Genomic DNA, 25,792 nt, shown 5'->3' with positions numbered 1-25,792 from the left:
ACCGCGGTCCGCCGACACGTATGACGAGAGACGCCCTTGAGAACGGCGTCCAGAGAGAGGAAACGTGAATCCGGCAGCACTACTGCACACAGGCGCGCGCCGCGAGGCCGACGCGATCCGGAGGGCGGTGCGCGCCGCACCCCGGCGCACGGTCGTGACCGAGTCCGTACTCGCCTGTCTGGTCCTGCTGTGCTCGCTGGCGCCGGTTCCGCTGATTCCGCCCGCGCATCCGGTCGTGGTGACGCTGCTCGGGGTGTGGACGGCACTGCTCGTGCCCGCGCGGCGGATGTACCCGGCCCTCACGGTGCTCGGCTGCGTGCCGGTGATCGCCGGGGACAACGTGTGGGCGATGGTGGTGGTGCCGTGCGTCGTGTGGTCCGCGATGCGTCGCGTCGCTCCCCTGCGTCGCGCCTGGGGTGTGATCGGGGCGAGCGGTGCCGGAGCGGTGCTCCTGTCGATCGCCGCCCAGTCCCTCAGCGGGCTCCCGGCCATGCGGTACCTGGTCGTCGGAGCCGGCGCGACCGCGCTGTTCATCCTGCTGCCCGCGCTGTCCGGCGTGATGATGGGGCGTCGCCGCCCGCTGACGAGGCTGCTGCGGGAACGCAACGCCTACCTCGAACAGGCTCGTCTCCTCAACGACGAGGCGGCCCGCATGGAGGAACGGGCGCGCATCGCCGCCGAGATGCACGATCTGCTCGGGCACCGCATCGGCCTCATATCCGTGCACGCGGGCGCCCTTCAGCTAGCCGCCGAGCGACAGGCACCCCAACTGGCCGCCCAGGCCGAACTGCTGCACACCACCGCCGGAACGGCCATGGACGAACTGCGCGGCATCCTCGGCGTCCTCCGTCACCGGTCCGACAAGGACAGCGGCGAGCGGGGAACCCGCGAGGACCTCGCGGCCCTGGTCGCGGATTCCCGGAACGCGGGGGCCGACGCCGAACTCCACTGGAACGCGACCGAGTCGATGGAGGCGGACGCCCGTACCCGGCAGGCCGTCCACCGGGTGACCCGCGAAGGGCTGGCCAACGCGCTGAAGCACGCGCCCGGCGCACCGGTCCGTGTGACGCTCCACGGCGAAGGGGACACGGTGGTGGTCTCGGTCGTCAACGACGCCCCGCCCGTGCCCTGTTCACCCGGGGACGGGAACCGCAGTGGGCTCGTCGGCCTCCAGGAGAGGATCGGCCTGCTCGGGGGTTCCCTCCACGCCGGACCACGCCCGGAAGGGGGCTTCGCCCTCTGCGCCCGCATACCCGTCCGGCCCGACGCGCCGTCCGCGTACGCCACTTCGCCCAAGCCGCTGTCCGACGGGGCGGGCTCCCGGCCACCGCTGTCCACGGAGGTCCTCACCTGGCCCCGCCTGCTGGGAGGCGGCTGCGCGGCGCTGCTGGTGCTGCTGCCGACGATCGGCGGCAGCGTCGCCCTGCTGATCTTGGCGCTTCTACACTGAGCCGATGATCCGAGTCCTGATCGCCGACAACGAGGCGCTGATGCGCGCCGGGGTCCGTCTGATCCTGGAGAACGACGACGAGATCCGTATCGTCGCCGAGGCGCAGAACGCCCGCGAGGCCGTCGAGGCCTGCCGCGTCCATACCGTCGACGTCGCCCTCCTCGACATCCGTATGCCCGGCAACGGCATCAGCGCGGTCACCGAGATCGCCCGTCACTCGCCCCGCACCCGAGCGGTCATGCTGACGGCCTTCGGCGAGGAGGCGACCGTCACCAGCGCCCTGCGCGCCGGAGCCCACGGCTACCTCCTCAAGGACACCGGCCCCCACGACCTCATCGACGCCGTACGCCGCGCCGCAGCCGGAGAACCCGTGCTCGCCCCGCAGGTCACCCGCCAACTCGTCGACTTCCGGGCCAAGTCGGGGCAGGGCAGCGACGTCGCCTCACGTCGGATCGCGAACCTCACACCGACAGAACGGGACGTCCTGCGGCTGCTGGGCACCGGCCTCTCCAACGCCGAGATCGCCACCCGGCTCCACCTGAGCTCCGGCACGGTCAAGGCCCACATCAGCAGCATCCTCACCCGTACCGACTGCACCAACCGCGTCCAGGCGGCGGTACTGGCACAGACGGCGGGGCTGCTCGACTGACGTACGACCGGACACTCGCAGTCGCACCGTGCGGGCCTCTGACCCATCGCCTTCCCCGGCCCGGCCCCGGCCCCAGACGCAGGGCCCGGGGCACGGGGCCGTCATCGTGATCCGATGACGAGGCGGCCTTGGTCGCATCAGGAGGCCGCACGGCCTCCCCCGCTCACCGCTTCCAGCCGCCCTCCTCCGGCAGACTGCCCGTCCGGGTCACGTCGGCGTACCAGCGCGCGCTGGACTTGGGGATGCGCTTGCCGGTCGGGTAGTCGACGTAGACCGCTCCGAAGCGCTTGCTGTAGCCGTACCCCCACTCGAAGTTGTCCAGCAGGGACCACAGGAAGTAGCCCCGGACGTCGACGCCGGCCTTGATCGCCTGGTGCACGGCGGACAGGTGGCCGTGGAGGTAGGCGATGCGTTCGGGGTCGGCGACCTCGCCCTCCGGGTTCACGTAGTCGTCGAACGCGGCCCCGTTCTCGGTGATCATCAGGGGCAGCGCGGGGAAATCGGCCTTGAGACGGGTGAGCAGGTCGTACAGACCGGTGGGGTCGACCGCCCAGCCCATCGCGGTGGTGCTGCCCGGCGGGCGGTGGAAGGCGACGGCGTCGGCGCCGGGCCAGGGGCTGTGCTCGCTCGCGCCGTGACCGTCGGAGCCGTGGCTGGCCTCGCCGGTGGCCGCGGAGACGACCGTGGGCGTGTAGTAGTTGACGCCCAGGAAGTCGAGCGGCTGGTGGATGGTGGCGGTGTCGCCGTCCCGCACGAAGGACCAGTCGGTGAGGCTCGCCGTGTCCTGGAGGAGGTCCTGGGGGTACTGGCCTTGGAGCAGGGGGCCGGTGAAGACGCGGTTGGCCAGCGCGTCGATCCGCCGTGCCGCGTCGAGGTCCTCGGCCGACTCGGTCAGCGGGCGGACGTGGTGGATGTTGAGCGTGATGGACGTCTCCGCGCGGGCGGGCAGTTCGGCGCGCAGTGCCTGTACGGCCTTGCCGTGGGCGAGGTTGAGGTGGTGGGCCGCGCGCAGGGCGGCGACCGGGTCGGTGCGGCCGGGCGCGTGGACACCTGAGCCGTATCCGAGGAAGGCGCTGCACCAGGGCTCGTTGAGGGTGATCCAGGTCTTCACCCGGTCTCCCAGGGCCCGGGCCGCGAGGGTCGCGTAGTCGGCGAACCGGTCGGCGGTGGCGCGCTCCGGCCAGCCGCCGGCGTCCTCCAACTCCTGCGGCAGGTCCCAGTGGTAGAGGGTGACCACCGGTTCGATGCCCTTCTCCAGCAGTGCGTCGGTCAGCGCTCGGTAGAAGTCGAGCCCCCTTTCGACGGCCGGGCCGCGGCCGGTGGGCTGGACGCGCGACCAGGACAGCGAGAACCGGTACGCGCTCACTCCGAGGTCCGCCATGATCTCGACGTCCTCGCGCCAGCGGTGGTAGTGGTCGGTGGCGACGTCACCGGTGTCACCGTTGCGCACCTTGCCGGGCGTGTGCGAGTAGGTGTCCCAGATCGAGGGAGTGCGTCCGTCGAGGGAGGCGGCACCCTCGATCTGGTATGCGGCGGTCGCGGTGCCCCAGGTGAATCCCGGCGGAAAGGTGCGGGCGTCGATGTGCTGCGGAGCGGGCGCGACGCGTCGGATTGCGGTGCTCACGTGGGTCCTTCCAGATCATGTTCGGGGAAGTCGAAAGTACGGTGGGGCACGGGAGTTGACGGACCGCGGCAACGGGGCGACGGCGCGGCGTTCATCCCTTGACCGCCCCCTGCATGATGCCGCCGACGATCTGCCGGCCGAAGACGACGAAGAGGGCGAGCAGGGGCAGGGTGCCGAGCAGTGCGCCCGCCATGATCAGCGACTGGTCGCGTACGTAGCCCGCGCTGAGCTGGGTGAGGGCGACGGGCACCGTCGGGTTGGTCATGTCGAGCACGATGAAGGGCCAGAAGAAGTCGTTCCAGGCGTGCACGAACGTGATCATGAAGAGGACGGCCATGGGCGGCCGGGCGATCGGCAGCACGATGCTCCAGAAGATGCGCAGCGAGTGCGCACCGTCCACCCGTCCGGCCTCGACGAGTTCGTCGGGCAACGCCTCGGACAGATACTGCCGCATGAAGAACACGCCGACGGCGCTGACGAGGGTGGGGAAGATGACGGCGGGCAGCTTCTGGCCCCAGCCCAGTTCCGTCATCATCATGAACAGCGGTACGACGCCCAGTTGGGGCGGCACCATCATCGTGCCGATCACGAGCATCAGCAGGATGTTGCGGCCCTTGAAGCGGAGTTTGGCGAACGCGAAGCCGGCGAGGGTGGCGAACAGGACGGTGGACAGGGCGATCGCTCCGGCCACGATCAGGCTGTTGAGCATGGCCTTGCCGAGCGCGGCGTCCTGCCATGCCTTGCCGAGGTTCTCCAGCAGATGGGGTCCCGGCAGGAAGGGCGGGGGTGTCTGGGTGACGCGCGTGTTGTCGGTCGAGGCCGCCACCATCGTCCAGTACAGCGGGAACAGTGAGACCAGCGCGGCGAGCCCCAGCAGAATGTAGGCGAGGGGTCCCGCGTGGTGCTGGCGTCCGGCGCCCGGGTGCCGGAACAGCCGGGTGCGCCGTTGACCGGGCGGGGTGGCCTTGCGGGTCGTGCGCGCGGTGCCGGAGCGGGTGTCCGTCGCCCGGACCGGGATGCTGTCTGTGGTCATGGGGATCTCCCGGTCAGGTCCTGCGCGCGAGGAAGCGCCTGACGATTCGTTGGACGACGAACATGATGATGAGCAGCAGGAACATCGCCCAGGCGACCGTGGCGGCCCGCCCCATCTGGTAGTTCTTCCAGCCCTCCTCGTACAGCAGCAGACCCAGCGTCTGGTACTGGTTGTCGGCTCCCCCGGTGATGCCGTTCGGCCCCTGGCCGAAGATCAGGGGCTCACCGAAGAGCTGCGTGGCGCCGATCGTGGACAGGACGATGGTGAACACGATGGTGGAACGGATGCCGGGGACGGTGACCTTGAGGAACTGCTGCCACCGCGAGGCGCCGTCGATCGCCGCGGCCTCGTAGCGGTCGCGCGGGATCGCCTGCATGGCGGCGAGGTAGAGCAGTGCGTTGTAGCCGGTCCAGCGCCAGATCACGATCGAGGAGATCGCCGTCTGGGCGGCCCACTTGTTGTTCTCCCAATCGAGGTTGTCGACACCGAAGAGGCTCAGCACCCAGTTGATCATGCCGAAGTCGCGCTCGAAGAGCATCGTGAACACGAGGGCCGCGGCACCGACCGACGTGGCGTACGGCGTCAGCGCGGCGACACGGAAGAACGTCGAGCCGCGCATCCGGTAGTTGAGCAGGTGCGCCAGCCCGAGCGCCATCAGCAGCTGCGGCACGGTCGACAGGACGCCGATGGTGAAGGTGTTGAGCAGCGCGTTCCAGAACCGGTCGTCCTCCCACAGCGCCGTGTAGTTGTCGAAGCCGACCCACTCCATGAGGCTCAGGGTCGACAGTTCGACGCGGTGCAGCGAGATCCACGACGTGTAGACGAGCGGGTAGAAGCTGAAGGCGGCGAACACGACGAAGAACGGGGCGACGAAGGCGTACGGGGCGCCCCGGACGTCGAGGCGGTGCAGCAGCGTACGGCGCCGCTGGCGCTCCGCTCCGATGCCGGGCGCGCCTTCGGGGGGTGTGGAGGTGGAGATGGCCACCGGAAGGCGTCCTTCCTGGAGAGGTGGAGAGGGGGCAGGGGCCCGGCGACCCGTACGGGCCACGCGCGGGTCGCCGGGCTACGGCGGACAGGGACTCCAGGTCAGCCGGCGGCCTTCTCGATGCGCTCGTCAGTGGTCTTCCAGGCCTCGTTCGGGCTCTTGTTCTGCGCCTCGATCAAGGTCAGGCCCTGGGAGAAGATGTCCTTGATGGTGCCGTCCTTGCGGCCCAGCACCTGCTCGTCGGGGATCTCCTTGGCCGCGGCGCCGAAGATCTGGCCGATGGGCGCGCCGTTGAAGTAGTCGGAAGTGGCGTCGACGACTTCGGGCATCTCCAACGCGGTCTGCGACGAGGGGAAGTTGCCGATCTTCTCGAAGAGGTAGGCCTGCTGCTCGGGGGCGGTGAGCCAGGCGACGAGGTCCTGTGCCTCCTTCTTCACGGGGCTCTTCTCCATCACCCCGAGGAAGGACCCGCCCCAGTTGGCACCCTTCGGCGCCTTGGCGACATCCCACTTGCCCTTGTTCGCCGGTCCGGCCTTCTCGCTGATGTGCGCGAGCATCCACGCCGGGCAGACGGTGCTGGCGAAGGTGCTGTTGGCCAGGCCGGGGTCCCAACCGGGCTGGAACTGGCGGAGCTTGGCGGTCAGATCGGAGGTGGCGGCTTCGGAGGCCAGCTTCCACGCGTCCGTCACGACGGGGTTGGTGGCGTAGATCAGCTTGCCCTGCTTGTCGTAGAACTGCTGGGAGCTGCCGTAGATCATGGCGTTGAAGAGCCCGCTGGAGCTGTCCATGAAGGCGACCTTGTCGTCCTTCGAGTCCTTCTTGAAGCGCTTGCCCGCGTCGACGTACTTCGACCAGTCCCCCTCCCACAGCTTGGCGACCTCGTCGCGGTCGGTGGGCAGGCCGGCCTGCTCGAAGAGGTCCTTGCGGTAACAGACCGCCATGGGGCCGATGTCGGTGCCGAGGCCGATGACCTTCTTGTCGGCGGTGGTGACCTGGCTCTGCTTCCACGGCAGGAAGTGGTCGGTGCCGGCCACTCCGGCGAGGTCGACGAACTTGTCCTGCTGGGTGTCGGACAGTTCCTTGGCCCTACCAATCTCTATGCCCTGGATGTCCTTGAGTCCGCTGCCCGCGGCCAAGTGGGTCTGGAGGGCGGTGTAGTAGGTCTGTTCGTCGCCCGCGACGTCCGCCTTGATGACGACGTTCGGGTGCTCCTTCATGTACTTGTCGAGCAGGCCGGTCTCCTTGAAGCCCATGACACCGAAGAGCCCCATGGTGATGGTGACCTTGCCGTCCTTCTTGCCCCCACCGGTCCCCCCGTCGCTGCCACCGCAGCCCACGATCAGTCCGAGAGCCGAGGCGACCGACACGGCGGCCACGACTTTCGTACGCAAGGCGCTTCGGAACTTGTCCATTTCATCCTCCTAGCGGCGGCGCTGACGCACCGGAGTTCGCACCCTGCGGTCCGCTCCACAAGGCACGATTTGTTCGGTGGGTACGTTCCCAATCGGCGATGGGAACGTACCCACCCGGGAGCCCGCAGCCTGGCCGCCACGAAAGGCCTCTGTCAAGAAGTTGAATCCACTTCGTTGCGGAAAGATGTCGCGGCCCCCTGCCCGGGGCCGGCGGGAGCTCTCCTCAGGTCTGGCACAATGCGCAGGTGGAAGCCGTCCAGGCATCGCCGAGCGAGGGAGGCGTCATGGGGGAAAGGCAACGCCCGACCATCATCACCGTGGCCGCGCGCGCGGGCGTCGGACGCACCACGGTTTCACGAGTCATCAACGGCTCCGAGCTCGTCAGCGAGAAGGCGAGGGCCGCCGTCCTCGCCGCCATCGCCGAGCTGGACTACGTCCCGAACTCGGTCGCCCGGGGGCTGGTGACGAGCCGGACGAACTCCGTGGCCCTCGTGATCCCCGAGTCGGAGAGCAGACTGGGCTCGGAGCCCTACTTCTCGGCGGTCATCCGCGGTGTCAGCACCGCCCTCGCGGAGACCCGCACACAGCTCCAACTGGTCCTGATCCGCGACCAGTCCGAGCGGGACCAGCTCACCAAGTCGGTCGCGGAACGGCGTGTCGACGGAGTGCTCCTCGTCTCCGTGCACGAGCACGACCCGCTGCCGGGGCTGCTGGAGGACATGGGGCTGCCCACGGTGCTCGCCGGACGCCGCTCCCCCGACGAGTCGCTCAGTCACGTCCACTCCGACAACTCGGGCGGGGCCGCGACGGCCGTCGACCACCTCCTCGCGAGGGGCCGGCGCACCATCGCCACGATCAGCGGACCCCTCGACATGGAGGTGGGGCGCAGCCGCCTCCAGGGCTGGCGTGAGGCCCTGGAGAAGGCGGGCCACCAGGCCGCGGACCGACTCGTGGCCTCGGCCGACTTCACCGAGGAGGGCGGCGAGGCGGCTATGCGTTCACTCCTTGAACGGGTCCCCGAGCTGGACGCCTTGTTCGTCGCCTCGGACGTCATGGCGGCGGGGGCCCTGGCGGAGCTGCGCAGGCAGGGCAGGCGCGTCCCCGACGACGTGGCCGTGGTCGGGTTCGACGACTCCTTCATCGCCCGGCACACCAATCCGCCCCTCACCACCGTGCGCCAGCCCGTCGAGGAGATCGGCGCCATGATCGCCCGCATCCTCCTGGAGGAGATCGACGACCCCGAGACGGCGCGCAGGCGCGTCAGGCTGCCTACTGAGCTCGTCGTGCGCGAATCGTCGTGAGTCGATGAGGGGGCTGCCGGTGTGAGGGCGGTGAACCGAGCTGTCCGGCCTGCCGAGTTGGCGCCGGCCCCGCCGCGCGGTCGATGACACACGGGGCCTTGCCGCACCGAGGGGACGATCGACCGCACGTCCGTGAGCACCCCTGTCGCTCACGGGCGTGCGGTCCGTCTCTGGGCCTGTGGGGCGACGGTTGGTGGCGGTTCGTCGCGGCAGCCGCGCTGCCTGGTGGCCCGGTGTGATCACTCTGCACCTGTGAGGTGGTCGGGAACCTTGCGGAAATCTTGCTCGGGAGGCCGGGTGGGTGATTGGGTGATGTGCGGGGAGAGGTCTTAAGGGGTGCGGGTGTGACGGGCTTTCGGCTGCTTGGACCCGTGGAGTTATGGGTGTCGGGCCGATCGGTGGATCTGGGTCCGGCGAAGCAACGGACCGTGCTGGCAGCGCTGTTGGCGGACGCGGGACGGTGGGTCACCGCCGAGACGCTGATCGACCGGGTGTGGGGGGAGGATCCCCCGGCCCGGGTGCGTGCCTCGCTCTACGCGCACGTCGCCCGGATCCGTCGTGTCGTCGCGGAGGCCTGGCCCGCGCTGCTGGTGAACGCGGGGGCGGCGGGTGGCAGCCCGACGGATGGCAACTCGCCCTCGTTGTTGCGGGGTTCGGGCGGCTACCGGCTCGACGTGCCGGCGCACCTCGTCGATGTGCACCGGTTCCGGCAACTGGTCGCGCGGGCAAGGAAGTCGACGGCGGACAGCGGTTCGGAGACCGGCGCGCTCGCGCTCGAGGCGCTGCGTGAGGCGATGGGGCTGTGGCACGGCGAGCCGCTCGCCGGACTCTCCGGGGACTGGGTGGCCCGCACCCGCGAGGCCTGGCAACGGCAGCGGCTGGACGCCGTGACGGCATGGGCGGAGGCCGAACTCGAGGTCGGCGGACCGCTGGCGGTCGTCGACACCCTCACCGTGCTGGTCGCCGAGCATCCGCTGGTCGAACCTCTCACCGTCACCCTGATGCGGGCACTGCGGGCTGCCGGGCGCGCACCCGAGGCGCTGACCTGCTACGCGGCGTTACGTCAGCGGCTCGCCGAGGAGCTGGGGACCCGGCCCGGGGCGGAGGCACGCCAGGAACATCTGGCCCTCCTGGGCGGCCGGTCCACTCCCCCGCAGCCGCGACCCGCCACGAACTCCGCCGCACGGCCAGGTCGGCAGGTCACTGTCCCGGCGGCCAAGACCCCTGACTCCGGCGCGGCAACGGACTCCACGGCCGGCACGCTCAGCCTCCTCGACACCGCACCGCCGCCGAGACCCCGTGTTGTCCCCGCCCAACTCCCGATGAACATCGCCGATTTCACCGGGCGCATGACGGAACTCGCCGACCTGGACAACCTGCTGGTCTCCGGTGGGGAGCGGCCCTCCGCCGTGGTCGTGTCGGCCGTGTCCGGGACGGCCGGGGTGGGCAAGACGGCACTGGCCGTGCACTGGGCACACCGGGTCCGGGACCGGTTCCCCGACGGGCAGTTGTATGTGAACCTGCGCGGCTACGACCCCGACCAGCCGCTGACCGCCGCCGACGCGCTGGCCCGGTTCCTCAGCGCGCTCGGCGTACCGGCGCAGGACGTGCCGGTGGACACCGACGACCGCGCCGCGCGCTACCGCACCGAGGTCACGGACCGCCGCATGCTGATCGTGCTGGACAACGCCGCCACCGTCGAGCAGGTCCGCCCGCTGCTGCCCGGCACACCCTCCTGCGCGGTGCTCGTGACCAGCAGGGACCGGCTCGCGGGCCTGGTCGCGCGGGAGGGCGCCCGGCGTCTCCATCTGGAGCTGCTGCCCGCCGAGGCCGCCGCGGCCCTGCTGCGCCGTCTGATCGGTGCCCGCGCCGAGGCGGAGCCCGAGGCGGTGGACCTGCTCGCCGCGCAGTGCGCCCGGCTGCCGCTGGCGCTGCGGGTCGCCGCGGAACTCGCCGCCTCCCGGCCCACCGACCCGCTCACCGACCTGGTCGCCGAACTCGCCGACCAGCAAAGGAGGTTGGAGCTGCTGGACGCGGACGGCGATCCGCGCGCGGCGGTCGCCTCGGTGTTCTCCTGGTCGCTGCGGCAGCTGCCGGAGGGCGCCCGTCACATCTTCCGGCTGATCGGTCTGCATCCCGGCCTGGATCTCGACGCCCACGCCGCCGCGGCGCTGACCGACTCCACTCCCGCCGACGCCCGCCGCGCCCTCGACCTGCTCACCCGCGCGCACCTGGCGGGGCCCACGGGCCGGGCGCGGTTCGGGATGCACGACCTGCTGCGCGCCTACGCCGCCCGGCTCGCCGCGGCCGAGGACGGACCCGGCGCCTGCCAGGCCGCGCTGGACCGGCTGTTCGACCACTACCTCGCCACGGCCTCAGCGGCGATGGACCGGCTGCACCCGGCGGAAGCCCATCTGCGGCCCACCGTGAGGGAGTCACCCACCACGCTCCCGGACCTGCCCGACCCGGGCACGGCGCGCGAGTGGCTGAACACCGAACGGACCTGTCTGACGGCGATGTCCGCGTTCGCCGTGGCGCACGGCCGGCCCCGGCACGCCGTACTTCTCTCCTCCGTGCTGTACCGCTACCTCAGCAGCAGCCACCACACCGACGGCCTCACCATCCACGGCCACGCCCGGGACGCCGCCCGGACCCTCGGCGACCTGGCGAGCGAGGCACGCGCGCTGCTCGGACTGGGCACCGCCTACTGGCAGTTGTCACGGCACGAGCCCGCCCGCGACCATCTCCAGGCCGCTCTGGCCCTGTTCCAGAAGGCCGACGACCCGGTGGGACAGGCCCGCGCGCTGGTGAACCTGAGCCTGGTGGAGGAGCGGCTGGGCCGTTTCCGGTCGGCGGTGGAGTACCTGGAACAGGCGCTGGTGCTGTACCGGGGTGTCGGCGACCGGTCGGGCGAGGCAATGGTCCTGAAGAACCTCGCCAGCGTGGAGGGGCAGCGCGGGCGTTACGTCCAGGCGGCCGAACACCTGCGGCACGCGCTGGAGTTGCTGCGCCGGATCGGCAACCAGTACCTGCTCGCCCACTCGTTGAACGACCTCGGCACGGTCGAGACGCGCCTCGGACTGCTGGACTCCGCCGGATCCCGTCAGGAGCAGGCGCTGGACCTGTTCCGGGAGATCGGCGACCGGTACGGCGAGGCGGGCGCGCTGCTCGGACTGGGCACGGTGCTGACCCGACGGGGCGAGCACACACGGGCCGCCGGGCTCCACCGGGAGGCTCTCGCCATCTACGGCCAGAACGGCGACCGGGACGGTGAGGCGCGGGCGCTCGTCGGGCTCGGGGAGGCCGTGAACTCCTGCGGGCTGCCCGAGGAGGCCCTCACCCACTACGCCGACGCCCTGAGCATCGCCGAGGACACCGGCATCCGGGGCGTCCAGGCCCGTGCGCACAGCGGACTCGGCGACGCGCATGGGGCGCTCGGCGCGAGCGGATCAGCCGTCGGCCACTACGAGCGGGCGCTCACGCTCTTCACCGAGCTGGGGATGCCGGACGCGGAGAACGTCAGGAGGAAGCTCGCCTCGACGAGGGAGGCGGAGCGAGGGACAGGGGTGGAGGCGGACACTTCACGGTGACGGGCCGGTGCGCCCGGCGGCCTCTGTCTCACTGGGCGCCGTGCCACAGCACGGCCTGCGTCCCACCGGGCCCCGTGCCCACCGTCAGATCTGCCGGGCCGGGGGCTCCTCGACGGATTCCGCGTCCTGCTCCTGCCCGGCGGACCAGTTGGCGAGCAGTTTCAGGCCGTCCTCGGAGGCGGTGCGCGGAGGTGCGCTGTAGACGACCACGCTCAGACCGCTCTCGTCCGGCAGGCTCATGGTCTCCTGGTCGAGTTCCAGGTCGCCGACGAGCGGGTGGTGGAGGCGTTTGGTGGTGTCGCGGAAGACGTGCACGTCGTGGGATCCCCACATCACGCGGAAGGCGTCGCTGCGGGTGGACAGTTCACCGATGAGGTTCGACAGTTCCCGGTCGTACGGGTTCTTGCCCGCCTCCACGCGCAGCGCGCCCACGGCGAAGCGGGCCATGCGGTCCCAGTCGGTGTAGAACGCTCGGGCTACCGGGTTGAGGAACGCGAACCGGGCGACGTTGGCCTCGCAGGTCGGGTCGGCGTACATCTGGGCGTACAGGGCCCGGCCCAGCGGGTTGGCGGCCAGTGCGTCGAGGCGGTTGTTCATCACGTACGCCGGCAGGTGCGGCATGCCTTCGACGATCCGCGTCACGCTCGGCCGCACCGTGGGCCGGGCCGCTTTCTGCCGGGTCCGCGCCCGGGGTGCCGGTCCCGCGGCACGGGCGAGGTCGTAGAGGTACATGCGTTCGGTGACGTCGAGCCGCAGAGCCCGGCCGAGGGCGTCCAGGACGCTGTCGGAGACCCCTTGGAGGTTGCCGCGCTCCAGGCGTGTGTAGTACTCGACGCTCACCCCGGCGAGCGTGGCGACCTCGCCCCTGCGCAGTCCGGGCACCCGTCGCTGTCCGTACACGGGCAGACCCGCCTGCTCGGGGGTGATGCGCTCGCGCCGCGAGCGGAGGAAGGCGCTGACCGCGTCCCTGTTGTCCATGAGGACAGGGTAGGCAGGCCGTGCGCCGCGTGGGGGTCCCTGCCAGTACCCCTCACGGCAGGCACTCCCCCGTCACGGCCGTCTCCCGTTGCATGGTGCCTGCCCCGTTCCACTCGGGGCCCGACCGTTCACGTACCGAGTCCCGCAGGGGCCCGCGTACCTGGACAAGCCTGAAAGGGGCACACACCATGAGTGACCGGACCGAGACGGTGACGCAGAGCCCGGCGGATGTCGTACGAGGGCTGTACGACGCGCTGGGCAAGGGCGACGTGCCAGGTGTCCTGGCCCGGCTGGCCCCCGATGTGATCGTCGACGAGCCGAGCGGGCTCCCCTACGGAGGCGTGCACCAGGGTCGCGAGGTGTTCGTGCAGTCGGTGCTGGGCGCGATGATGGGCCACGCGAGCGTCGCCCTCACCGACGCCGAGGTCTTCGAGGGTCCCACGGGCGTCGTCGGGAAGCTCACCGGGACGCTCACGGCACACAGCACAGGAGAACAGTTCCCGCTGACCATGGTCGAGATCCACCAGGTCCAGGACGGCACGGTCCACGAGATCGACGTCTACACCAAGAACCCCCACGACCTCGCCGCGTTCTACTCGCGCGCCGAGGCGGGCACCCGCTGACCACGACGCCCCGCGCAGGACGGTCGATGCCGTCAGCCCCGTGCCGTCATCTCCGTACCGTCAGCCCCGTGCCGTCAGCTCCGTGTCGTGTGCTTCGGTCGCGGGCCTCGGCCGTCGGACACGACCTGGGCGAGCAGGCGCAGGGCGCTCTGGGAGGCGGAGTCGCGGGGAGCCGTGGCGAGCACCAGATGGAACTCGCCGTTCTGCGGTGGCCGCAGGCTCTGCTGCGTGACGGTGAGGGCACCGACCAGGGGGTGGTGCATGTCGTACACGTCCGAGTCGCAGGGACGCACCCCGTGGTCGGCCCACATCGAGGCGAAGTCGCTGCTGGCCATGGCCAGTTCGCCGATCAGTGAGGTGAGCCGGCCGTCGTCGGGATGGCGTCCGGCCACCATGCGCAGGTTCTGGACGACCGCCCTGGCCTTGTCCGGCCAGTCGGTGTACAGCGCGCGGATGTGGGCGTCGAGGAACACCAGCCTGGCCAGGTTGGGGCGGCTTCCGGGATCCTGCGGGCTCGAGGGGTCGAGGTGGGAGGCGAAGAGGGCGTGACCCACGGGGTTCCACGCCAGCACATCGCCCCGGCGTCCGCTCAGCAGGGCCGGGACGTCACCGAGCGCCTCCAGCAGTTCGAGCGTGGCGGCGTCGACGTGTTCCTCGGGCGGCCGGCGCACGGCCGGTCGCCGTCTCACGCTCCCGGCCAGGTCATGCAGATGACGGCGCTCGGCGTCGTCCAGCCGCAGGGCCTGGGCCAGAGCGTCCAGCACCTCGGGGGACGCTCCCACGGACTGCCCCTGCTCGAGACGCGTGTAGTAGGAGGAGCTGACTCCGGCCAGCAGCGCCAGTTCCTCACGTCGGAGCCCCGGCACCCGGCGCCGGTCCCCGTAGTCCGGCAGCCCGACGTCCTCCGGGCGCAGCCGGGCTCGCAGGTCGTCGAGAGCGTCCCCGGCAGCGTGTTCGCCTTCGTCGTGGACGATCTCGTCCGATGGCGCTGGACGTTCCGGGCGGAGGGAGCCGGAACCGTCGTCGAGCAGTCCTGGCAGCTGCTGCGGCTTCAGCCGGTCCTGGGAACGACGCGTGAGGACGTCGAAGGACTGCGCGACCACATGGCCACCAGCGCGGAACAGACCCTCATCGCCCTCGCTCGCTGGGTCAGCGAACACCAGACGTCCGAGCGGGACTGACCCGGACTCGATCTCGCTCGGCTCCAGGCCCCGCGGCCGGCGCCCGGCCCGCCTTGTGCCTCCGTCGCGCGGCGGAGGCACTGGCGGGCCGACGCCCGTGTCCGCGTGCGCGCCTGCGCGGGGCCAGGGAAAGGCGGCTGCCCGCCCGCGGAACCGCCCGCGCGGCAGCCCCTGGCCGCAGTAGCCGACAAGCTGGACGGCCGGGCTGAAGTCCGCAGTGCGCAGTCCGCAGTTCGCGGATCGGGTTCGAGCGGCTACATCCGCTGCACGTACACAGCCCGCCATTCCGGCGACGGATCCGCACCCAGCTCGCTCCAGTACTCGCGCCCGCTCACGATCCTGCCGTCCCTGACGGTCCAGAAGGACGCCACCCGGTGAACGCCCATGTCCTCATGGGGAACCTCCACCTCGGAGACCACCGACTCGCCCTCCGCCACGATCCGCAGCACCCGGATCGACCACCCCTCCGGATACTCCGCGTTCACGCTCACGAAGTTCGCGCGGCCCACGATCCGCTCGCCGCTGACCGGCCACTCCACGACCAGGTCGTCGGCCAGCAACTCACCCAGCCCCGCCCAGTCCCGGGCCTGCATCCGATCCCACAACGCTTCAACGACCCTCGAAGACTCCACGACCGCATCCTGACAGGCGCCACTGACAACACCCCCTCGCTCACCGCGCCCGCCGACGCACCACTGGGCTGCACGCTCTCGGGTCGCACGAGCTAACGGCCTCGGTGATCGTCCTCGCCGGCTTCCAGGAGACCCGCCGCCGCTCCCACGATCCGCGGGTCGGGGCTGCCGACGACCTCCTCGTCCTTGTCGTCGTAGTCGAAGCGGGCCAGCACGCTGCGCATGGCCTCGACACGGGCGCGCTTCTTGTCGTTGCTCTTCACCACGGTCCACGGAGCGTGGTCGGTGTCCGTCTCGCGGAACATGGCGACCTTGGCGGCGGTGTAGTCGTCCCAGCGGTCGAGGGAGGCGAGGTCCATCGGGCTGAGCTTCCACTGCCGCACCGGGTCGACCTGCCGGATCGTGAAGCGGGTGCGCTGTTCGCCCTGGGAGACCGAGAACCAGAACTTGATCAGGTCCACGCCGTCGTCCGCGAGCATCCGCTCGAACAGCGGCGCCTGGCGCATGAAGCGCCGGTACTGGTCGTCCGAGCAGAAGCCCATCACACGCTCGACGCCGGCCCGGTTGTACCAGGACCGGTCGAACAGCACGATCTCGCCCTCGGTGGGGAGGTGCCCGACGTACCGCTGGAAGTACCACTGGCCGCTCTCGCGCTCCGTGGGCTTCTCCAGGGCGACCACCCGCGCGCCCCGGGGGTTGAGGTGTTCGGTGAACCGTTTGATGGTGCCGCCCTTGCCCGCCGCGTCCCGTCCCTCGAAGACGATGACGAGACGGCGCCCGGTCTCCTTGATCCAGCTCTGCAGCTTCAGCAGTTCGATCTGCTGGAGCCGCTTGTGCCAGTCGTACTCCTTGCGCTCCATGCGGTGCGCGTAGGGGTAGTTCTCGCGCCAGGTGTCGATCGGCGAGCCGTCCGGGCGGATGAGTACGGGGTCGTCGGGGTCGCTGTAGTCGACCTTCAGGTCGGCCAGTTCGGACAGCGAGGGCGGCGTCGTCATTTCTGCTCCTGACTCCCGGCTCAGTGGAACTGCGGCACGATGAGGTAGATCCCGTACGCCACCACGGCCGCGCAGGCCAGGAAGCACAGGCCGGTCTGCGCCAGGCCGGCGGCCGAGGCGCCGCTCCGGCCGCCGTCTTCCGGGCGGGCGCCCTCGTAGCGGGCCAGGCCGAGGATTCCGAGGGCGAAGACGACGACCACGGCGACCGTGACTCCGATGCTCACCGCGGTCACCTGACCGAGTGCGCTCCAGTCCAGATCCATCGAATCTCTCCTTGTCTCAGGCCGCTGCGCCGACGGCCGGGGCAGCGGTGCGGACGGGGACCTCGTGGTGGTCGTTGACGTTGTCGGCGTGCACCGGGTTGCGGCGGGCGAGGAAGACGATGCCCGCGGCGAGCGCGGCGCCGGTCAGCGCGACGACGGTCGTGCCGAGGTTGCCGCCGTGCTTGACGGCGTACGCGGCGACGCCGCCGACCAGCGCCGCCGAGGGCAGGGTGATCAGCCAGGCGGCGGCCATCTTGCCGGCGATGCCCCAGCGGACCTCGGCGAGGCGCCGGCCCAGTCCGGCGCCGAGGATCGAGCCCGAGGCGACCTGCGTGGTCGACAGGGCGAAGCCGAGGTGGGCGGAGGTGAGGATGACGGCCGTGGAGCCTGTCTCGGCGGCGAAGCCCTGCGGGGACTCGATCTCGGTGAGGCCCTTGCCCATCGTGCGGATGATCCGCCAGCCGCCGAGGTAGGTGCCCAGGCCGATGGCGAGACCGGCCGAGGCGATGACCCACACCGGCGGGCCGGCGTCGTGGCCGAGGGCACCGGCGGAGATGAGGGTGAGGGTGATGATGCCCATGGTCTTCTGGGCGTCGTTCGTGCCGTGCGCGAGGGAGACCAGCGACGCGGAGGCGATCTGCCCGGCCCGGAAGCCCTTGGTGACGGACTTCTTGCGGGCCCGGGCAGTGATCTTGTAGGCGAGGAAGGTGGCGATCAGGGCCGCGACACCGGCGACGATCGGGGAGGCCACCGCGGGGATCAGGATCTTCTCGACGACCTTGTCGAAGTGCACGCCGGCGCTCCCGGCGCCGACCCACACCGCGCCGATCAGCCCGCCGAAGAGGGCGTGCGACGAGCTGGACGGCAGCCCGACCAGCCAGGTCATGAGATTCCACAGGATCGCGCCGATCAGCCCGGCGAAGATCATCCCCGGTGTGACGAGGGTGTCGTCCACGATGCCGCCGGAGACCGTCTTGGCCACCTCCGTGGACAGGAAGGCGCCCACGACGTTGAGCACCCCGCTGATCAGCACGGCGACTCTCGGCTTGAGCGCACCGGTGGCGATGGACGTCGCCATCGCGTTCGCGGTGTCGTGGAATCCGTTGGTGAAGTCGAAGGCCAGGGCCGTGACGATGACGACCGCCACGAGGAACGTGATGTGGTCCATTCCTCCATGGGATCAAGCGCTTTCGTACGGAAGGCGAACTCAGGGCAAAAGACGTTCCAGGTCCACACGCCCGGCCGGTGATCATCCTGTGGTCCTCAGGTGGCCGGTCGTGAGGACCGGGTGCGCCCGCGCGAAGGCCTCACGCGGGCGGACCTCCGTACCCGGCCCGACTGGTCCGGGACCTGGAACCGTCCCCGGGTCTCCCGTCCAGGTCTCCTGCCCAGGCCTCCCGCTCAGGTCTCCCGCTCAGGTGCATACGTCCCCGCGTCCAGACCGAACGTCCAAGCCACCCCCGCCTTCGCCGTGCGTGTCGTCGGAGGGACGCGCAGCCAGTACGTGCGGTGGGTGCCGTCGGGTTCCGGTGTGGAGTTGAGGACCTCCACCATGACCACGGGCTCGTCGTCCGGCAGGTCGATGCGCCACAGGGTGCCCGTCTCGTCGTGGTGCAGGGGGCGGGCGCCCGAGTCGGTGAGGTAGCGGTCGTAGCCGTAGTACTCGAGCATCACGCGGCGCAGTTCCGCGTTCTCCTCGGCGCGGATGCGTTCGGGGGTCAGCGTGGGCAGTTCGGCCAGGAAGGCTGCCGGGACGGGCATGCCGCGCCAGGCGTGGAGGGCGAATCCGTCGGGGTAGGAGAGGGCCGGGCCGTCCCCGTGGTCGAGGCGTCCTGCCTCGTCGCGGTGGAGGGCCGTGGGGCGTTCGGTCAGTACGGCGACCCGGGCGAACGGCCACCACCAGCCGGCGCTGCGGCACACCGCGGACAGCGCGTCGATCGGGCCGCCGTCGGCGGGGAACGCCGCGAGCCACGGGGCGTCGTGCTGCCCGAGCACGGCGTCCAGGAGGATCACCCGGATCTCCGCTGCCTCCTTGCCGGTGTCGCTTCCGGCGAGGTCGTCGACCACTCCCGTACGGATCCGGTCCACCAGAGCCTGCGTGGACGGCCACAGCATCCCACCGGTGGCCGCCCAGTGAGCGGGCCAGCCCGCGGGGCCCAACTCGGCGTGCAGTCGCCGCCTCGCCGCCGCCCAGGGCCTGCTGCGGACCGCGTCCCGAACGCAGGGGCCCAGGTCCGTCAGCTCGCGGACGAGGGCGACCGCCTCGCGCGGGGAGCCCGCCCACACCACACGTTCCGGTTCCGCGAGTCCCGCCAGGCGGTAGGCGGCGCGGACCCCTGCCTCGGCGCTCGCCCGGTCGGCGGCACCCGTCGCCATCGACCAGGCCCGCCACTGCGCGAGGTCGACGGAGAGCCCGAAAGGTGCTCCGCCCACGTCGAGTCGTGCCTCGTCGAGGTCCGGTCCCTCGGCCACCGCCACACCCCCGGCGATCGTCGTCACGCTTCCCGCTCCTGCGTCCGGTGCACCGTCCGACTTCCCGTCCATCGACTTGCCCGCTCCCCTGTCCGTGCCGCCCATGACCCCTCCTTCACACCCTTGCCCGGCTCGTTCGCGTCACCGGTGCGTCCCGCTCGCTCAGTCGGCCACGATCCGTACGGACCCGGGCACGTACTCCCGCTGCCGGATGACGCGGAACCAGCCCTTGGGCAGGGCGATCGTCGCGTGTTCCTCGTGCACCACCCGCCCGCCCTGGGGCAGATGCAGCAGCAGCGGGCCGTAGGGACCCGGCTCGCGCACCAACTCCCCCGGTCCCACGACCGCGTGCGCGTGGCCCGTCACCTCGCCCAGCGCCAGCACGAGCCGCCCGCGTCCGTCACGCCGCTCGCGGGGCGCGTGCTCCGCGTGGGCGGGCACCGCGTCCTGCGCGATCGGCACGATCAGCACGTCTCCCTGTCGGTACATGACTGTCCCCTCACCGCCAGGTGCGTCGTGCACCGGCCTCATGCCCAAGACGTTAGGTGCCACCACTGACAACGCCCTCAGGCCGCCCCGCCGACGAGCGCTGTCAGTGCTCGTTGGTAGAAATACGGCACCACACACCACGCACTCTTCTCAGGAGCGCCGCATGACCATCGGTGAGCACCTCGACGCGCTGCACGGGCTGCCCTCGTTCACCTTCCCCGGACCGGACGCCCCGGCCGATGACCTGCCCGAGCCGGAGTCGGTCGCCTGGCGCATGATCGGCGGCGTGTACGACGCCGACGAGGCGTGGACCTCCGCGTTTACCCGGTTCCGCGCCTCCGTCGACACGACCCGGGTGAAGGCTCTGATCATCGGCGGCTGGGAGGACGCCTACGACTCCGCGCCCACGCCGATCGTCGAGGCGCTCATAGAGGCCCGGGACGCCTTCCCGGCGCTGCGCGCGGTGTTCCTCGGCGACATGGTGATGGAGGAGTGCGAGATCTCCTGGATCCATCAGACCGACGTCACCCCGCTGCTCAAGGCCTTCCCGGCGCTTGAGGAGTTCGGGGTGCGCGGCGGCACCGAGCTGGGTTTCACCGCGCTGCGGCACGACGGACTGCGCCGGCTGGTGGTGGAGACGGGCGGCCTTCCCGTCGAGGTGGTGCGGGGCATCGGCGCCAGCGACCTGCCCGCCCTGGAGCACCTGGACCTGTGGCTCGGTACGCCGGACTACGGCGGCGACAGCGAGGCCGCCGACCTGGAGCCGATCCTGTCCGGTGCCCGCCTGCCGCGCCTGACCCATCTCGCCCTGCGCAACAGCGAGATGCAGGACGCGGTGGCCGCCGCGGTCGCCGCCGCCCCGGTGGTGGAGCGCCTGGAGGTGCTGGACCTGTCGATGGGCGTGCTGACCGACGAGGGCGCCGTCGCGCTGCTGAGCGGGCAGCCGCTGACGCATCTCAAGAAGCTGGACCTGCACCACCACTACCTCAGTGAGAGCGTCGCGGAGCGAGTGCGGCAGACGCTGGTGCCGGCGGGTGTGGACGTCGACCTGGACCGTGACGACGCCGACGAGGACACCGAGGACGACGGCACCGTCTGGCGCTACGTCGCCGTCGGGGAGTGACCGTGTCCGCAGCAGCCGGGGCGGGCGCCGTCACGGGGCCCGCCCGTACCGGCCCCCGGTTCGCCGTGGTGGGCAATCCCGAGAACCGCAGGGTGTCCCTCTTCGAGGACGCCGTGCGCGCGGCCGGGCTGCCCGCGCCCCGGGTCGTCGCCTGGACGGACGTCCTGCGCGCCGGTGGGGCGGACTTCGGCGCCGACGAGTTCCTCCGGGTCGACTCCCCCGGTGAGAACCCCGAGGTCGACCGGCTGCTGCGGGGTGCCACGGACACGACCCGGGTGGAGGGTTCGGCCCGCTGGTACACGGGGTTCACCGCCGCGCTGCGCACCCTGCGCGGCGGTGTCCCTCTCGCCGATCCGGACGACGTGGCCGTGCTGTTCGACAAACGCGCCTGTCACGGCGTGCTGGACGCGGCCGGTGTGCCCGTCCCGGAGTCGCCCACGTCCGGTCGGCTCGCCGCGCGCGTGCACGGCTGGGACGACGTCCGGGCGCTGATGCGCGAGCACCGGATGCCCCGGGTGTTCGTCAAGCCGGCCCACGGGTCGTCGGCGTCGGGTGTCCTCGCGGTCGAGACGGCGGGCGGCGGCCGGATCAGGGCCACCACCTCCGTCGAGACCGGTCCGGGCGGCGCACTGCACAACTCCCTGCGGGTGCGGCGCTATCACGACGAGCGGGACGTGGCACGGATCGTGGACGCGCTGGCACCGGACGGGCTGCACATCGAGCGCTGGGTGCCGAAGGCCTCCCAGGCGGGCCGCGCCACGGACCTCCGGGTGGTCGTCGTGGCCGGCCGGGTCACCCACGCCGTGGTGCGCAGCAGCCGCCGTCCGATGACCAATCTGCATCTGGGAGGCAGCCGCGGCGACCTCGGCGCCGTCCAGCGGGCCGTCACCGCCGCGGGCGCCCGCTGGTCGGACTTCCTGGACGTGTGCGAGCGCGCCGCGTCCTGCTTCCCCCGCACCCTCTGCGTGGGGGTGGACCTGCTGCCGACCGTGGACTGGCGGCGCGCCTTCGTCGGCGAGGTCAACGCCTTCGGCGACCTCCTGCCCCGGCTGACCGGGCTGCCCGGCAGCGGCGCGGAGGGCCTGGACACCTACGGCGCGCAGGTCGCGGCCGTCCTGCGCGCACCGGCCGGAGACGGCCCGCACCACCCGTACAGAACAGGAACAGCCCATGCCTGAGACCGACATGAACGCGATCGTCGGCGACCACGACATCCTGCTGATCACCCTCGACACACTGCGGTACGACGTGGCCGCCGAGCTGGCGGCGAAGGGGCGCATCCCGCATCTCGCCCGCCATCTGCCCGGCGGACGCTGGGAGAAGAGGCACGCCCCGGGCAGCTTCACGTACGCCTCGCACCAGGCGATCTTCGCCGGGTTCCTGCCCACTCCGGCCGAAGCCGGCCCGCATCCGCGGCTGTTCGCGGCGAGCTTCCCCGGCAGCGAGACCACCGCCGAGGGCACGTTCGTCTACGACACCCCCGACCTGGTGTCCGGACTCGCGGCGGCCGGCTACCGCACCGTCTGTGTCGGCGGCGTGGGGTTCTTCAACCGGCGCGGCCCGCTCGGGTCGGTCCTGCCCGGCCTGTTCCAGGAAGCGCACTGGGAGGAGGAGTTCGGCGTCACCTCACCTCACTCCTTCGAGAACCAGGTCGCCCGCGTGGAGAAGGTCGTGGCCGAACTGCCCGCCGAACAGCGTCTGTTCCTGTTCGTCAACGTTTCGGCTCTGCACCAGCCCAACTGGTTCCACCTGCCGGGCGCGACCCGCGAGGCGGGAGACACCCGGCAGACGCACGCCGCCGCACTGGAGTACGTCGACCGGCACATCGGGCGGCTGTTCACCGCGGCGAGTTCCCGGCGCCCCTGCTTCGCCATCGTCTGCTCCGACCACGGCACCGCCTACGGCGACGACGGCTACACCGGCCACCGCCTGGGCCACGAGTCCGTGTGGACCGTGCCGTACGCCCACTTCCTGCTCGACCCCGCCGAGGCCGTCCGATGACCACCGCCCAGCAGACCAGCCCCTACCAGCACTACGTGTACGCCTACCCGCACAAGACGGCCTACCGGCGTCTGCCCGACCGGCCCGCACTGCGGGAGCTGTGGGAGGACCAGGACCGCAGCGCCCTCTCCCTCTATCTCCACATACCCTTCTGCGAGGTCCGCTGCGGCTTCTGCAACCTCTTCACCCGCATCGGCGCCCCCGACGGTCTGACCGGCGCCTATCTCGACGCCCTGGAGCGACAGGCGAACGCGGTCCGGGCGGCGCTCGGCGACGCGGAGCCGGTGCGTTTCGCCACGGCGGCGTTCGGCGGCGGCACCCCCACCTTCCTCACCGCGGGCGAGCTGGAGCGCCTGTGCGACATCGCCGAGCGGAGCATGGGCGCCGACCTGCGCGCGGTCCCGCTCTCCGTGGAGGCCTCGCCCGCCACGGCCACCGCGGACCGGCTCGCCGTCCTCGCGGACCGCGGTGCCACCCGCCTGAGCCTGGGCGTGCAGAGCTTCGTCGACTCCGAGGCCAGAGCCGCGGTACGCCCGCAGCACCGCGCCGACGTGGAGGCGGCGCTCGGCCGGATCCGGGACGCCGGCATCCCTGTTCTGAACATCGACCTCATCTACGGCATCGACGGCCAGACCGAGCGGACCTGGCTGCACTCCCTGGACACCGCCCTGGCCTGGCGCCCCGAGGAGCTGTACCTGTATCCGCTCTACGTCCGGCCGCTGACCGGCCTCGGCCGCCATCAGGAGCGCACCGGAAACGACCCGGAATGGGACGAGCAGCGGCTGCGGCTGTACCGGGCGGGACGTGACCACCTTCTCGCGCGGGGCTACGTCCAGCAGTCGATGCGGATGTTCCGCCGCGCCGACGCCCCGCCCCAGGGCGCCGACGACTACGCCTGCCAGACGGACGGCATGATCGGTCTCGGCTGCGGGGCACGCTCGTACACGTCGTCGCTGCACTACTCCTTCGACTACGCGGTCGGCATGCACGAGATCCGCGGCATCATCGACGACTACGTCACGACGACCGACTTCGCGCATGCGGAGGTCGGCTACCGCGTGGACGGACATGAGGCGCGTCGCCGTCATCTGCTCCAGTCGCTCCTCCAGGCCGAGGGACTGTCCGTCGCCGACTACCGCGCCCGCTTCGGGAGTTCGCCCGACGGCGACTTCGGAACGGAGCTCGACGCGCTGGCCGGACGCGGCTGGCTGAGCGACGCCTCGGGCGAGCGGCTGGTGCTGTCCCCGGAAGGGCTGGCGCACTCCGACGCCGTGGGGCCGGAGTTGTTCTCCCCAGAGGTGCGGTCCGCCATGGCCGCCTACGAGCGGAAGTGACGGGCCGCCATGGATCTCACCGTCCTGTACCGGGGGCCGCTCGCGTCCTGCGACTACGACTGCCCTTACTGCCCGTTCGCCAAGCGGCGCGACTCGACCGCCCAACTCCGTGCCGACCGAGTCGCGTTGGAGCGGTTCGCTCAGTGGGCGGCGAACAGCGAGGACGATCTGTCGCTCCTGTTCACGCCGTGGGGCGAAGGGCTGGTCCGCTCCTGGTACCGCCGCACCCTCACCGAACTCTCCCACCTGCCGCACATACGCCGGGTCGCCATCCAGACCAACCTCAGCTGCCGCACCGGCTGGCTGGCCGAGGCCGACCTCGACACGCTGGCCTTGTGGTGCACGTACCACCCGGGCCAGACCCCCTACGACCGTTTCCTTACCAAGTGCCGTGAACTGGCCGACCGCGGGGTGCGCTTCAGCGTCGGCGTGGTCGGCCTGCCCGGCCACCTGGAGGCGGCTCGCCGGCTCCGCGACGACCTCCCCGAGCACGTCTACCTCTGGATCAACGCCGCCGAGGGGCACACCTACGAGGACACCGAGGCCGACGACTGGACCGCGCTCGACCCCCTGTTCCCCTACAGCCGCCACCCGCACCGCAGCGCCGGGCTCCCCTGCCGCACCGGTGAGTCGGTGATCTCGGTCGACGGCGACGGCACGGTCCGCCGCTGCCACTTCGTCCGCGACGAGTTGGGGAACCTGTACGACGGCTCCTACCGGGCGGCGCTGCGCCCGCGCGCGTGTCCACTGGCCGTCTGCGACTGCCACATCGGCTATGTCCACCTGGAGTCGCTGCCGTTGTACGACGTCTTCGCGGGCGGCGTCCTGGAACGGGTGCCGTCCGTCCTTCCCGTACAGGGCACGGGCCGCGGCCTGCCGTTGACCGTGGTGTCGGTGTCCGCTGGGGGCGGGAGCGGTTCGGGGAGCTGACCCGGCAGTTCCGCCAACCGCTCCGACCCCCACTCTCCGGATGTCGCTGGACGGTCGGCGAGGGCGGCGGGCCGGGAGAGGCCCGCCGCCCTCGGACCGTCAGATTCAGATGATGAAGAACTCGTTGCTGCGGACGCGCGAGATCGTGCCGTCGCCGAGGCGCAGCACTCCGATGAACTCGTACGATCCGTTGGCTTCGAAGTCCGCCGCATTGATCGACTGGGTGGTCTCCTTGACGTAGCCGTCGTTGGCGGCCGGCGTCACCTGGCTCCACCCGGCGCTGGGGTCGCCGGCCTGCTCGTTGCGGATCACCTGAGCGAAGGTGGTGTTGTTGCCCGATGTGGAACGGGCGCTGATGATGAGGGTATACGCGTACTTGTTGTCGCCGGCCGGGTCGCTCGCGTCAGCCTCGATCATGAGATAGAACGGCGACTTCGGGTTGCCTCCCACCTCGTTGGGAGTGTCGTCCAGGGTGCCGTTGGCAACGCTGGAGACGTACAGCCGCACAAGTTTGACGTCATTCGCCATGTGATGCCTCCCCCCGGGCTACAGCGCCGCCTCATATGCGCTCCGATGTCAGGCAGGGTCGAGCCCGCCATCGCCGTTCCAGCCCCCAGGCATCTCGGTCCGCATTCACATCGAGCGGACCTCAAGGTGGTTCAGAAATGAACCGATCGAGCTTCTGGGATTTCCCCTGCCTGCCTCGGCTCCATGCTTCTGCACAAAA

At 71.0% G+C, this 25,792-nt stretch carries 24 protein-coding genes; 11 read left to right on the top strand and 13 right to left on the bottom strand.

Annotated elements, in window-relative coordinates; translation table 11 throughout:
- Positions 1–127 precede the first annotated feature (127 nt).
- Positions 128–1,450 carry a sensor histidine kinase gene (locus ACIPSE_RS33790; RefSeq protein WP_401670268.1) on the top strand — a complete coding sequence of 441 codons (1,323 nt, stop codon included), beginning with the start codon at positions 128–130 and terminating at the stop codon, positions 1,448–1,450.
- 4 nt (positions 1,451–1,454) lie between these two features.
- Positions 1,455–2,099: a response regulator gene (locus ACIPSE_RS33785; RefSeq protein WP_401670266.1), complete on the top strand. Its 645-nt coding sequence runs from the start codon at positions 1,455–1,457 to the stop codon at positions 2,097–2,099.
- Between the two features lie 163 nt (positions 2,100–2,262).
- Here ACIPSE_RS33785 and ACIPSE_RS33780 read toward each other — a convergent pair whose 3' ends face one another.
- The 4 genes from ACIPSE_RS33780 to ACIPSE_RS33765 form a co-directional block, all read right to left on the bottom strand.
- On the bottom strand, positions 2,263–3,723 hold the full coding sequence (locus ACIPSE_RS33780; RefSeq protein WP_401670264.1) for a GH1 family beta-glucosidase: 1,461 nt from the start codon (positions 3,721–3,723) through the stop codon (positions 2,263–2,265).
- Positions 3,724–3,814: 91 nt separating this feature from the next.
- Entirely contained in the window at positions 3,815–4,756 is a 942-nt protein-coding gene (locus ACIPSE_RS33775; protein ID WP_401670261.1) for a carbohydrate ABC transporter permease, read from the bottom strand.
- A 13-nt stretch (positions 4,757–4,769) separates the two neighbouring features.
- On the bottom strand, positions 4,770–5,741 hold the full coding sequence (locus ACIPSE_RS33770) for a carbohydrate ABC transporter permease (protein WP_401670259.1): 972 nt from the start codon (positions 5,739–5,741) through the stop codon (positions 4,770–4,772).
- Positions 5,742–5,842: 101 nt separating this feature from the next.
- Positions 5,843–7,153, bottom strand: a complete 1,311-nt coding sequence (locus ACIPSE_RS33765) for an ABC transporter substrate-binding protein (RefSeq protein ID WP_401670257.1) — start codon at positions 7,151–7,153, stop codon at positions 5,843–5,845.
- A gap of 284 nt (positions 7,154–7,437) precedes the next feature.
- On the opposite strand from ACIPSE_RS33765, the gene ACIPSE_RS33760 reads away from it, so the two are divergent.
- Positions 7,438–8,454 carry a LacI family DNA-binding transcriptional regulator gene (locus tag ACIPSE_RS33760; protein ID WP_401670253.1) on the top strand — a complete coding sequence of 339 codons (1,017 nt, stop codon included), beginning with the start codon at positions 7,438–7,440 and terminating at the stop codon, positions 8,452–8,454.
- 344 nt (positions 8,455–8,798) lie between these two features.
- Positions 8,799–12,044: an AfsR/SARP family transcriptional regulator gene (locus ACIPSE_RS33755; RefSeq protein WP_401670250.1), complete on the top strand. Its 3,246-nt coding sequence runs from the start codon at positions 8,799–8,801 to the stop codon at positions 12,042–12,044.
- Between the two features lie 84 nt (positions 12,045–12,128).
- Here the strand turns inward: ACIPSE_RS33755 and ACIPSE_RS33750 are convergent, their stop codons facing one another.
- Entirely contained in the window at positions 12,129–13,022 is an 894-nt protein-coding gene (locus tag ACIPSE_RS33750) for a helix-turn-helix transcriptional regulator (protein ID WP_401670247.1), read from the bottom strand.
- Positions 13,023–13,210: 188 nt separating this feature from the next.
- On the opposite strand from ACIPSE_RS33750, the gene ACIPSE_RS33745 reads away from it, so the two are divergent.
- Positions 13,211–13,645, top strand: a complete 435-nt coding sequence (locus tag ACIPSE_RS33745) for a nuclear transport factor 2 family protein (RefSeq protein WP_401670245.1) — start codon at positions 13,211–13,213, stop codon at positions 13,643–13,645.
- Positions 13,646–13,719: 74 nt separating this feature from the next.
- On the opposite strand, the gene ACIPSE_RS33740 is transcribed toward ACIPSE_RS33745, so the two are convergent.
- Positions 13,720–14,619, bottom strand: coding sequence for a helix-turn-helix transcriptional regulator (locus ACIPSE_RS33740; protein WP_401670606.1), 900 nt, complete (start codon positions 14,617–14,619; stop codon positions 13,720–13,722).
- Between ACIPSE_RS33740 and ACIPSE_RS33735 the strand changes: the two genes are divergently transcribed.
- Positions 14,596–14,826, top strand: a complete 231-nt coding sequence (locus tag ACIPSE_RS33735) for a hypothetical protein (RefSeq protein ID WP_401670620.1) — start codon at positions 14,596–14,598, stop codon at positions 14,824–14,826. The two genes, ACIPSE_RS33740 and ACIPSE_RS33735, sit on opposite strands and share 24 nt — an antisense overlap.
- Positions 14,827–15,080: 254 nt before the next feature.
- Here ACIPSE_RS33735 and ACIPSE_RS33730 read toward each other — a convergent pair whose 3' ends face one another.
- From ACIPSE_RS33730 to ACIPSE_RS33705, 6 genes are all read right to left on the bottom strand, one after another.
- A complete protein-coding gene (locus ACIPSE_RS33730) occupies positions 15,081–15,458 on the bottom strand; it encodes a nuclear transport factor 2 family protein (protein WP_401670243.1) in 378 nt (125 codons plus the stop codon).
- Between the two features lie 92 nt (positions 15,459–15,550).
- On the bottom strand, positions 15,551–16,453 hold the full coding sequence (ppk2, locus tag ACIPSE_RS33725; RefSeq protein WP_401670240.1) for a polyphosphate kinase 2: 903 nt from the start codon (positions 16,451–16,453) through the stop codon (positions 15,551–15,553).
- A 20-nt stretch (positions 16,454–16,473) separates the two neighbouring features.
- Complete coding sequence (locus ACIPSE_RS33720) at positions 16,474–16,716, bottom strand: hypothetical protein (protein ID WP_401670237.1); 243 nt, start codon at positions 16,714–16,716, stop codon at positions 16,474–16,476.
- A gap of 16 nt (positions 16,717–16,732) precedes the next feature.
- Positions 16,733–17,884, bottom strand: coding sequence for an anion permease (locus ACIPSE_RS33715; protein ID WP_401670234.1), 1,152 nt, complete (start codon positions 17,882–17,884; stop codon positions 16,733–16,735).
- A gap of 233 nt (positions 17,885–18,117) precedes the next feature.
- Positions 18,118–19,293, bottom strand: coding sequence for a DUF6745 domain-containing protein (locus ACIPSE_RS33710; RefSeq protein WP_401670233.1), 1,176 nt, complete (start codon positions 19,291–19,293; stop codon positions 18,118–18,120).
- Positions 19,294–19,350: 57 nt separating this feature from the next.
- Positions 19,351–19,677: a hypothetical protein gene (locus ACIPSE_RS33705; protein ID WP_401670230.1), complete on the bottom strand. Its 327-nt coding sequence runs from the start codon at positions 19,675–19,677 to the stop codon at positions 19,351–19,353.
- 163 nt (positions 19,678–19,840) lie between these two features.
- Between ACIPSE_RS33705 and ACIPSE_RS33700 the strand changes: the two genes are divergently transcribed.
- Genes ACIPSE_RS33700 through ACIPSE_RS33680 form a run of 5 tightly spaced genes read left to right on the top strand, consistent with a single transcriptional unit; the run spans position 19,841 to position 25,065 of the window.
- On the top strand, positions 19,841–20,800 hold the full coding sequence (locus tag ACIPSE_RS33700; RefSeq protein WP_401670228.1) for an STM4015 family protein: 960 nt from the start codon (positions 19,841–19,843) through the stop codon (positions 20,798–20,800).
- Complete coding sequence (locus ACIPSE_RS33695; RefSeq protein WP_401670226.1) at positions 20,797–21,978, top strand: STM4014 family protein; 1,182 nt, start codon at positions 20,797–20,799, stop codon at positions 21,976–21,978. The genes ACIPSE_RS33700 and ACIPSE_RS33695 overlap by 4 nt, the downstream gene beginning before the upstream one ends.
- Before the next feature lie 7 nt (positions 21,979–21,985).
- A complete protein-coding gene (locus tag ACIPSE_RS33690; protein WP_401670604.1) occupies positions 21,986–22,801 on the top strand; it encodes an STM4013/SEN3800 family hydrolase in 816 nt (271 codons plus the stop codon).
- Positions 22,798–24,135 (top strand): STM4012 family radical SAM protein, encoded by a 1,338-nt coding sequence (locus tag ACIPSE_RS33685; RefSeq protein WP_401670224.1) that lies wholly within the window; start codon positions 22,798–22,800, stop codon positions 24,133–24,135. Before ACIPSE_RS33690 ends, ACIPSE_RS33685 begins: the two co-directional genes overlap by 4 nt.
- 9 nt (positions 24,136–24,144) lie before the next feature.
- On the top strand, positions 24,145–25,065 hold the full coding sequence (locus ACIPSE_RS33680) for an STM4011 family radical SAM protein (RefSeq protein ID WP_401670221.1): 921 nt from the start codon (positions 24,145–24,147) through the stop codon (positions 25,063–25,065).
- Positions 25,066–25,170: 105 nt separating this feature from the next.
- On the opposite strand, the gene ACIPSE_RS33675 is transcribed toward ACIPSE_RS33680, so the two are convergent.
- The gene (locus ACIPSE_RS33675) at positions 25,171–25,593 is read right to left on the bottom strand and encodes a hypothetical protein (RefSeq protein ID WP_401670219.1); all 423 of its coding nucleotides are present in this window, start codon (positions 25,591–25,593) and stop codon (positions 25,171–25,173) included.
- Between the last annotated feature and the right edge of the window lie 199 nt (positions 25,594–25,792).

Origin of the sequence: Streptomyces sp. NPDC090106, from assembly GCF_044747265.1 — a bacterium.
Classification (GTDB): Bacteria; Actinomycetota; Actinomycetes; order Streptomycetales; family Streptomycetaceae; genus Streptomyces.
The sequence above is the reverse complement of the archived record's forward strand: the minus strand, read 5'-3'. Positions and strand labels throughout refer to the sequence as shown.

Excerpts from the sequence above, each read along its gene's own strand:
- ACIPSE_RS33710 (WP_401670233.1), bottom strand. The coding sequence starts at position 19,293 with ATGGGCGGCACGGACAGGGGAGCGGGCAAGTCGATGGACGGGAAGTCG.
- ACIPSE_RS33720 (WP_401670237.1), bottom strand. The coding sequence starts at position 16,716 with ATGGATCTGGACTGGAGCGCACTCGGTCAGGTGACCGCGGTGAGCATC.
- ppk2 (WP_401670240.1), bottom strand. The coding sequence starts at position 16,453 with ATGACGACGCCGCCCTCGCTGTCCGAACTGGCCGACCTGAAGGTCGAC.
- ACIPSE_RS33760 (WP_401670253.1), top strand. The coding sequence starts at position 7,438 with ATGGGGGAAAGGCAACGCCCGACCATCATCACCGTGGCCGCGCGCGCG.
- ACIPSE_RS33700 (WP_401670228.1), top strand. The coding sequence starts at position 19,841 with ATGACCATCGGTGAGCACCTCGACGCGCTGCACGGGCTGCCCTCGTTC.
- ACIPSE_RS33750 (WP_401670247.1), bottom strand. The coding sequence starts at position 13,022 with ATGGACAACAGGGACGCGGTCAGCGCCTTCCTCCGCTCGCGGCGCGAG.
- ACIPSE_RS33685 (WP_401670224.1), top strand. The coding sequence starts at position 22,798 with ATGACCACCGCCCAGCAGACCAGCCCCTACCAGCACTACGTGTACGCC.
- ACIPSE_RS33745 (WP_401670245.1), top strand. The coding sequence starts at position 13,211 with ATGAGTGACCGGACCGAGACGGTGACGCAGAGCCCGGCGGATGTCGTA.
- ACIPSE_RS33680 (WP_401670221.1), top strand. The coding sequence starts at position 24,145 with ATGGATCTCACCGTCCTGTACCGGGGGCCGCTCGCGTCCTGCGACTAC.
- ACIPSE_RS33785 (WP_401670266.1), top strand. The coding sequence starts at position 1,455 with ATGATCCGAGTCCTGATCGCCGACAACGAGGCGCTGATGCGCGCCGGG.
- ACIPSE_RS33675 (WP_401670219.1), bottom strand. The coding sequence starts at position 25,593 with ATGGCGAATGACGTCAAACTTGTGCGGCTGTACGTCTCCAGCGTTGCC.
- ACIPSE_RS33775 (WP_401670261.1), bottom strand. The coding sequence starts at position 4,756 with ATGACCACAGACAGCATCCCGGTCCGGGCGACGGACACCCGCTCCGGC.
- ACIPSE_RS33765 (WP_401670257.1), bottom strand. The coding sequence starts at position 7,153 with ATGGACAAGTTCCGAAGCGCCTTGCGTACGAAAGTCGTGGCCGCCGTG.
- ACIPSE_RS33690 (WP_401670604.1), top strand. The coding sequence starts at position 21,986 with ATGAACGCGATCGTCGGCGACCACGACATCCTGCTGATCACCCTCGAC.
- ACIPSE_RS33715 (WP_401670234.1), bottom strand. The coding sequence starts at position 17,884 with ATGGACCACATCACGTTCCTCGTGGCGGTCGTCATCGTCACGGCCCTG.
- ACIPSE_RS33705 (WP_401670230.1), bottom strand. The coding sequence starts at position 19,677 with ATGTACCGACAGGGAGACGTGCTGATCGTGCCGATCGCGCAGGACGCG.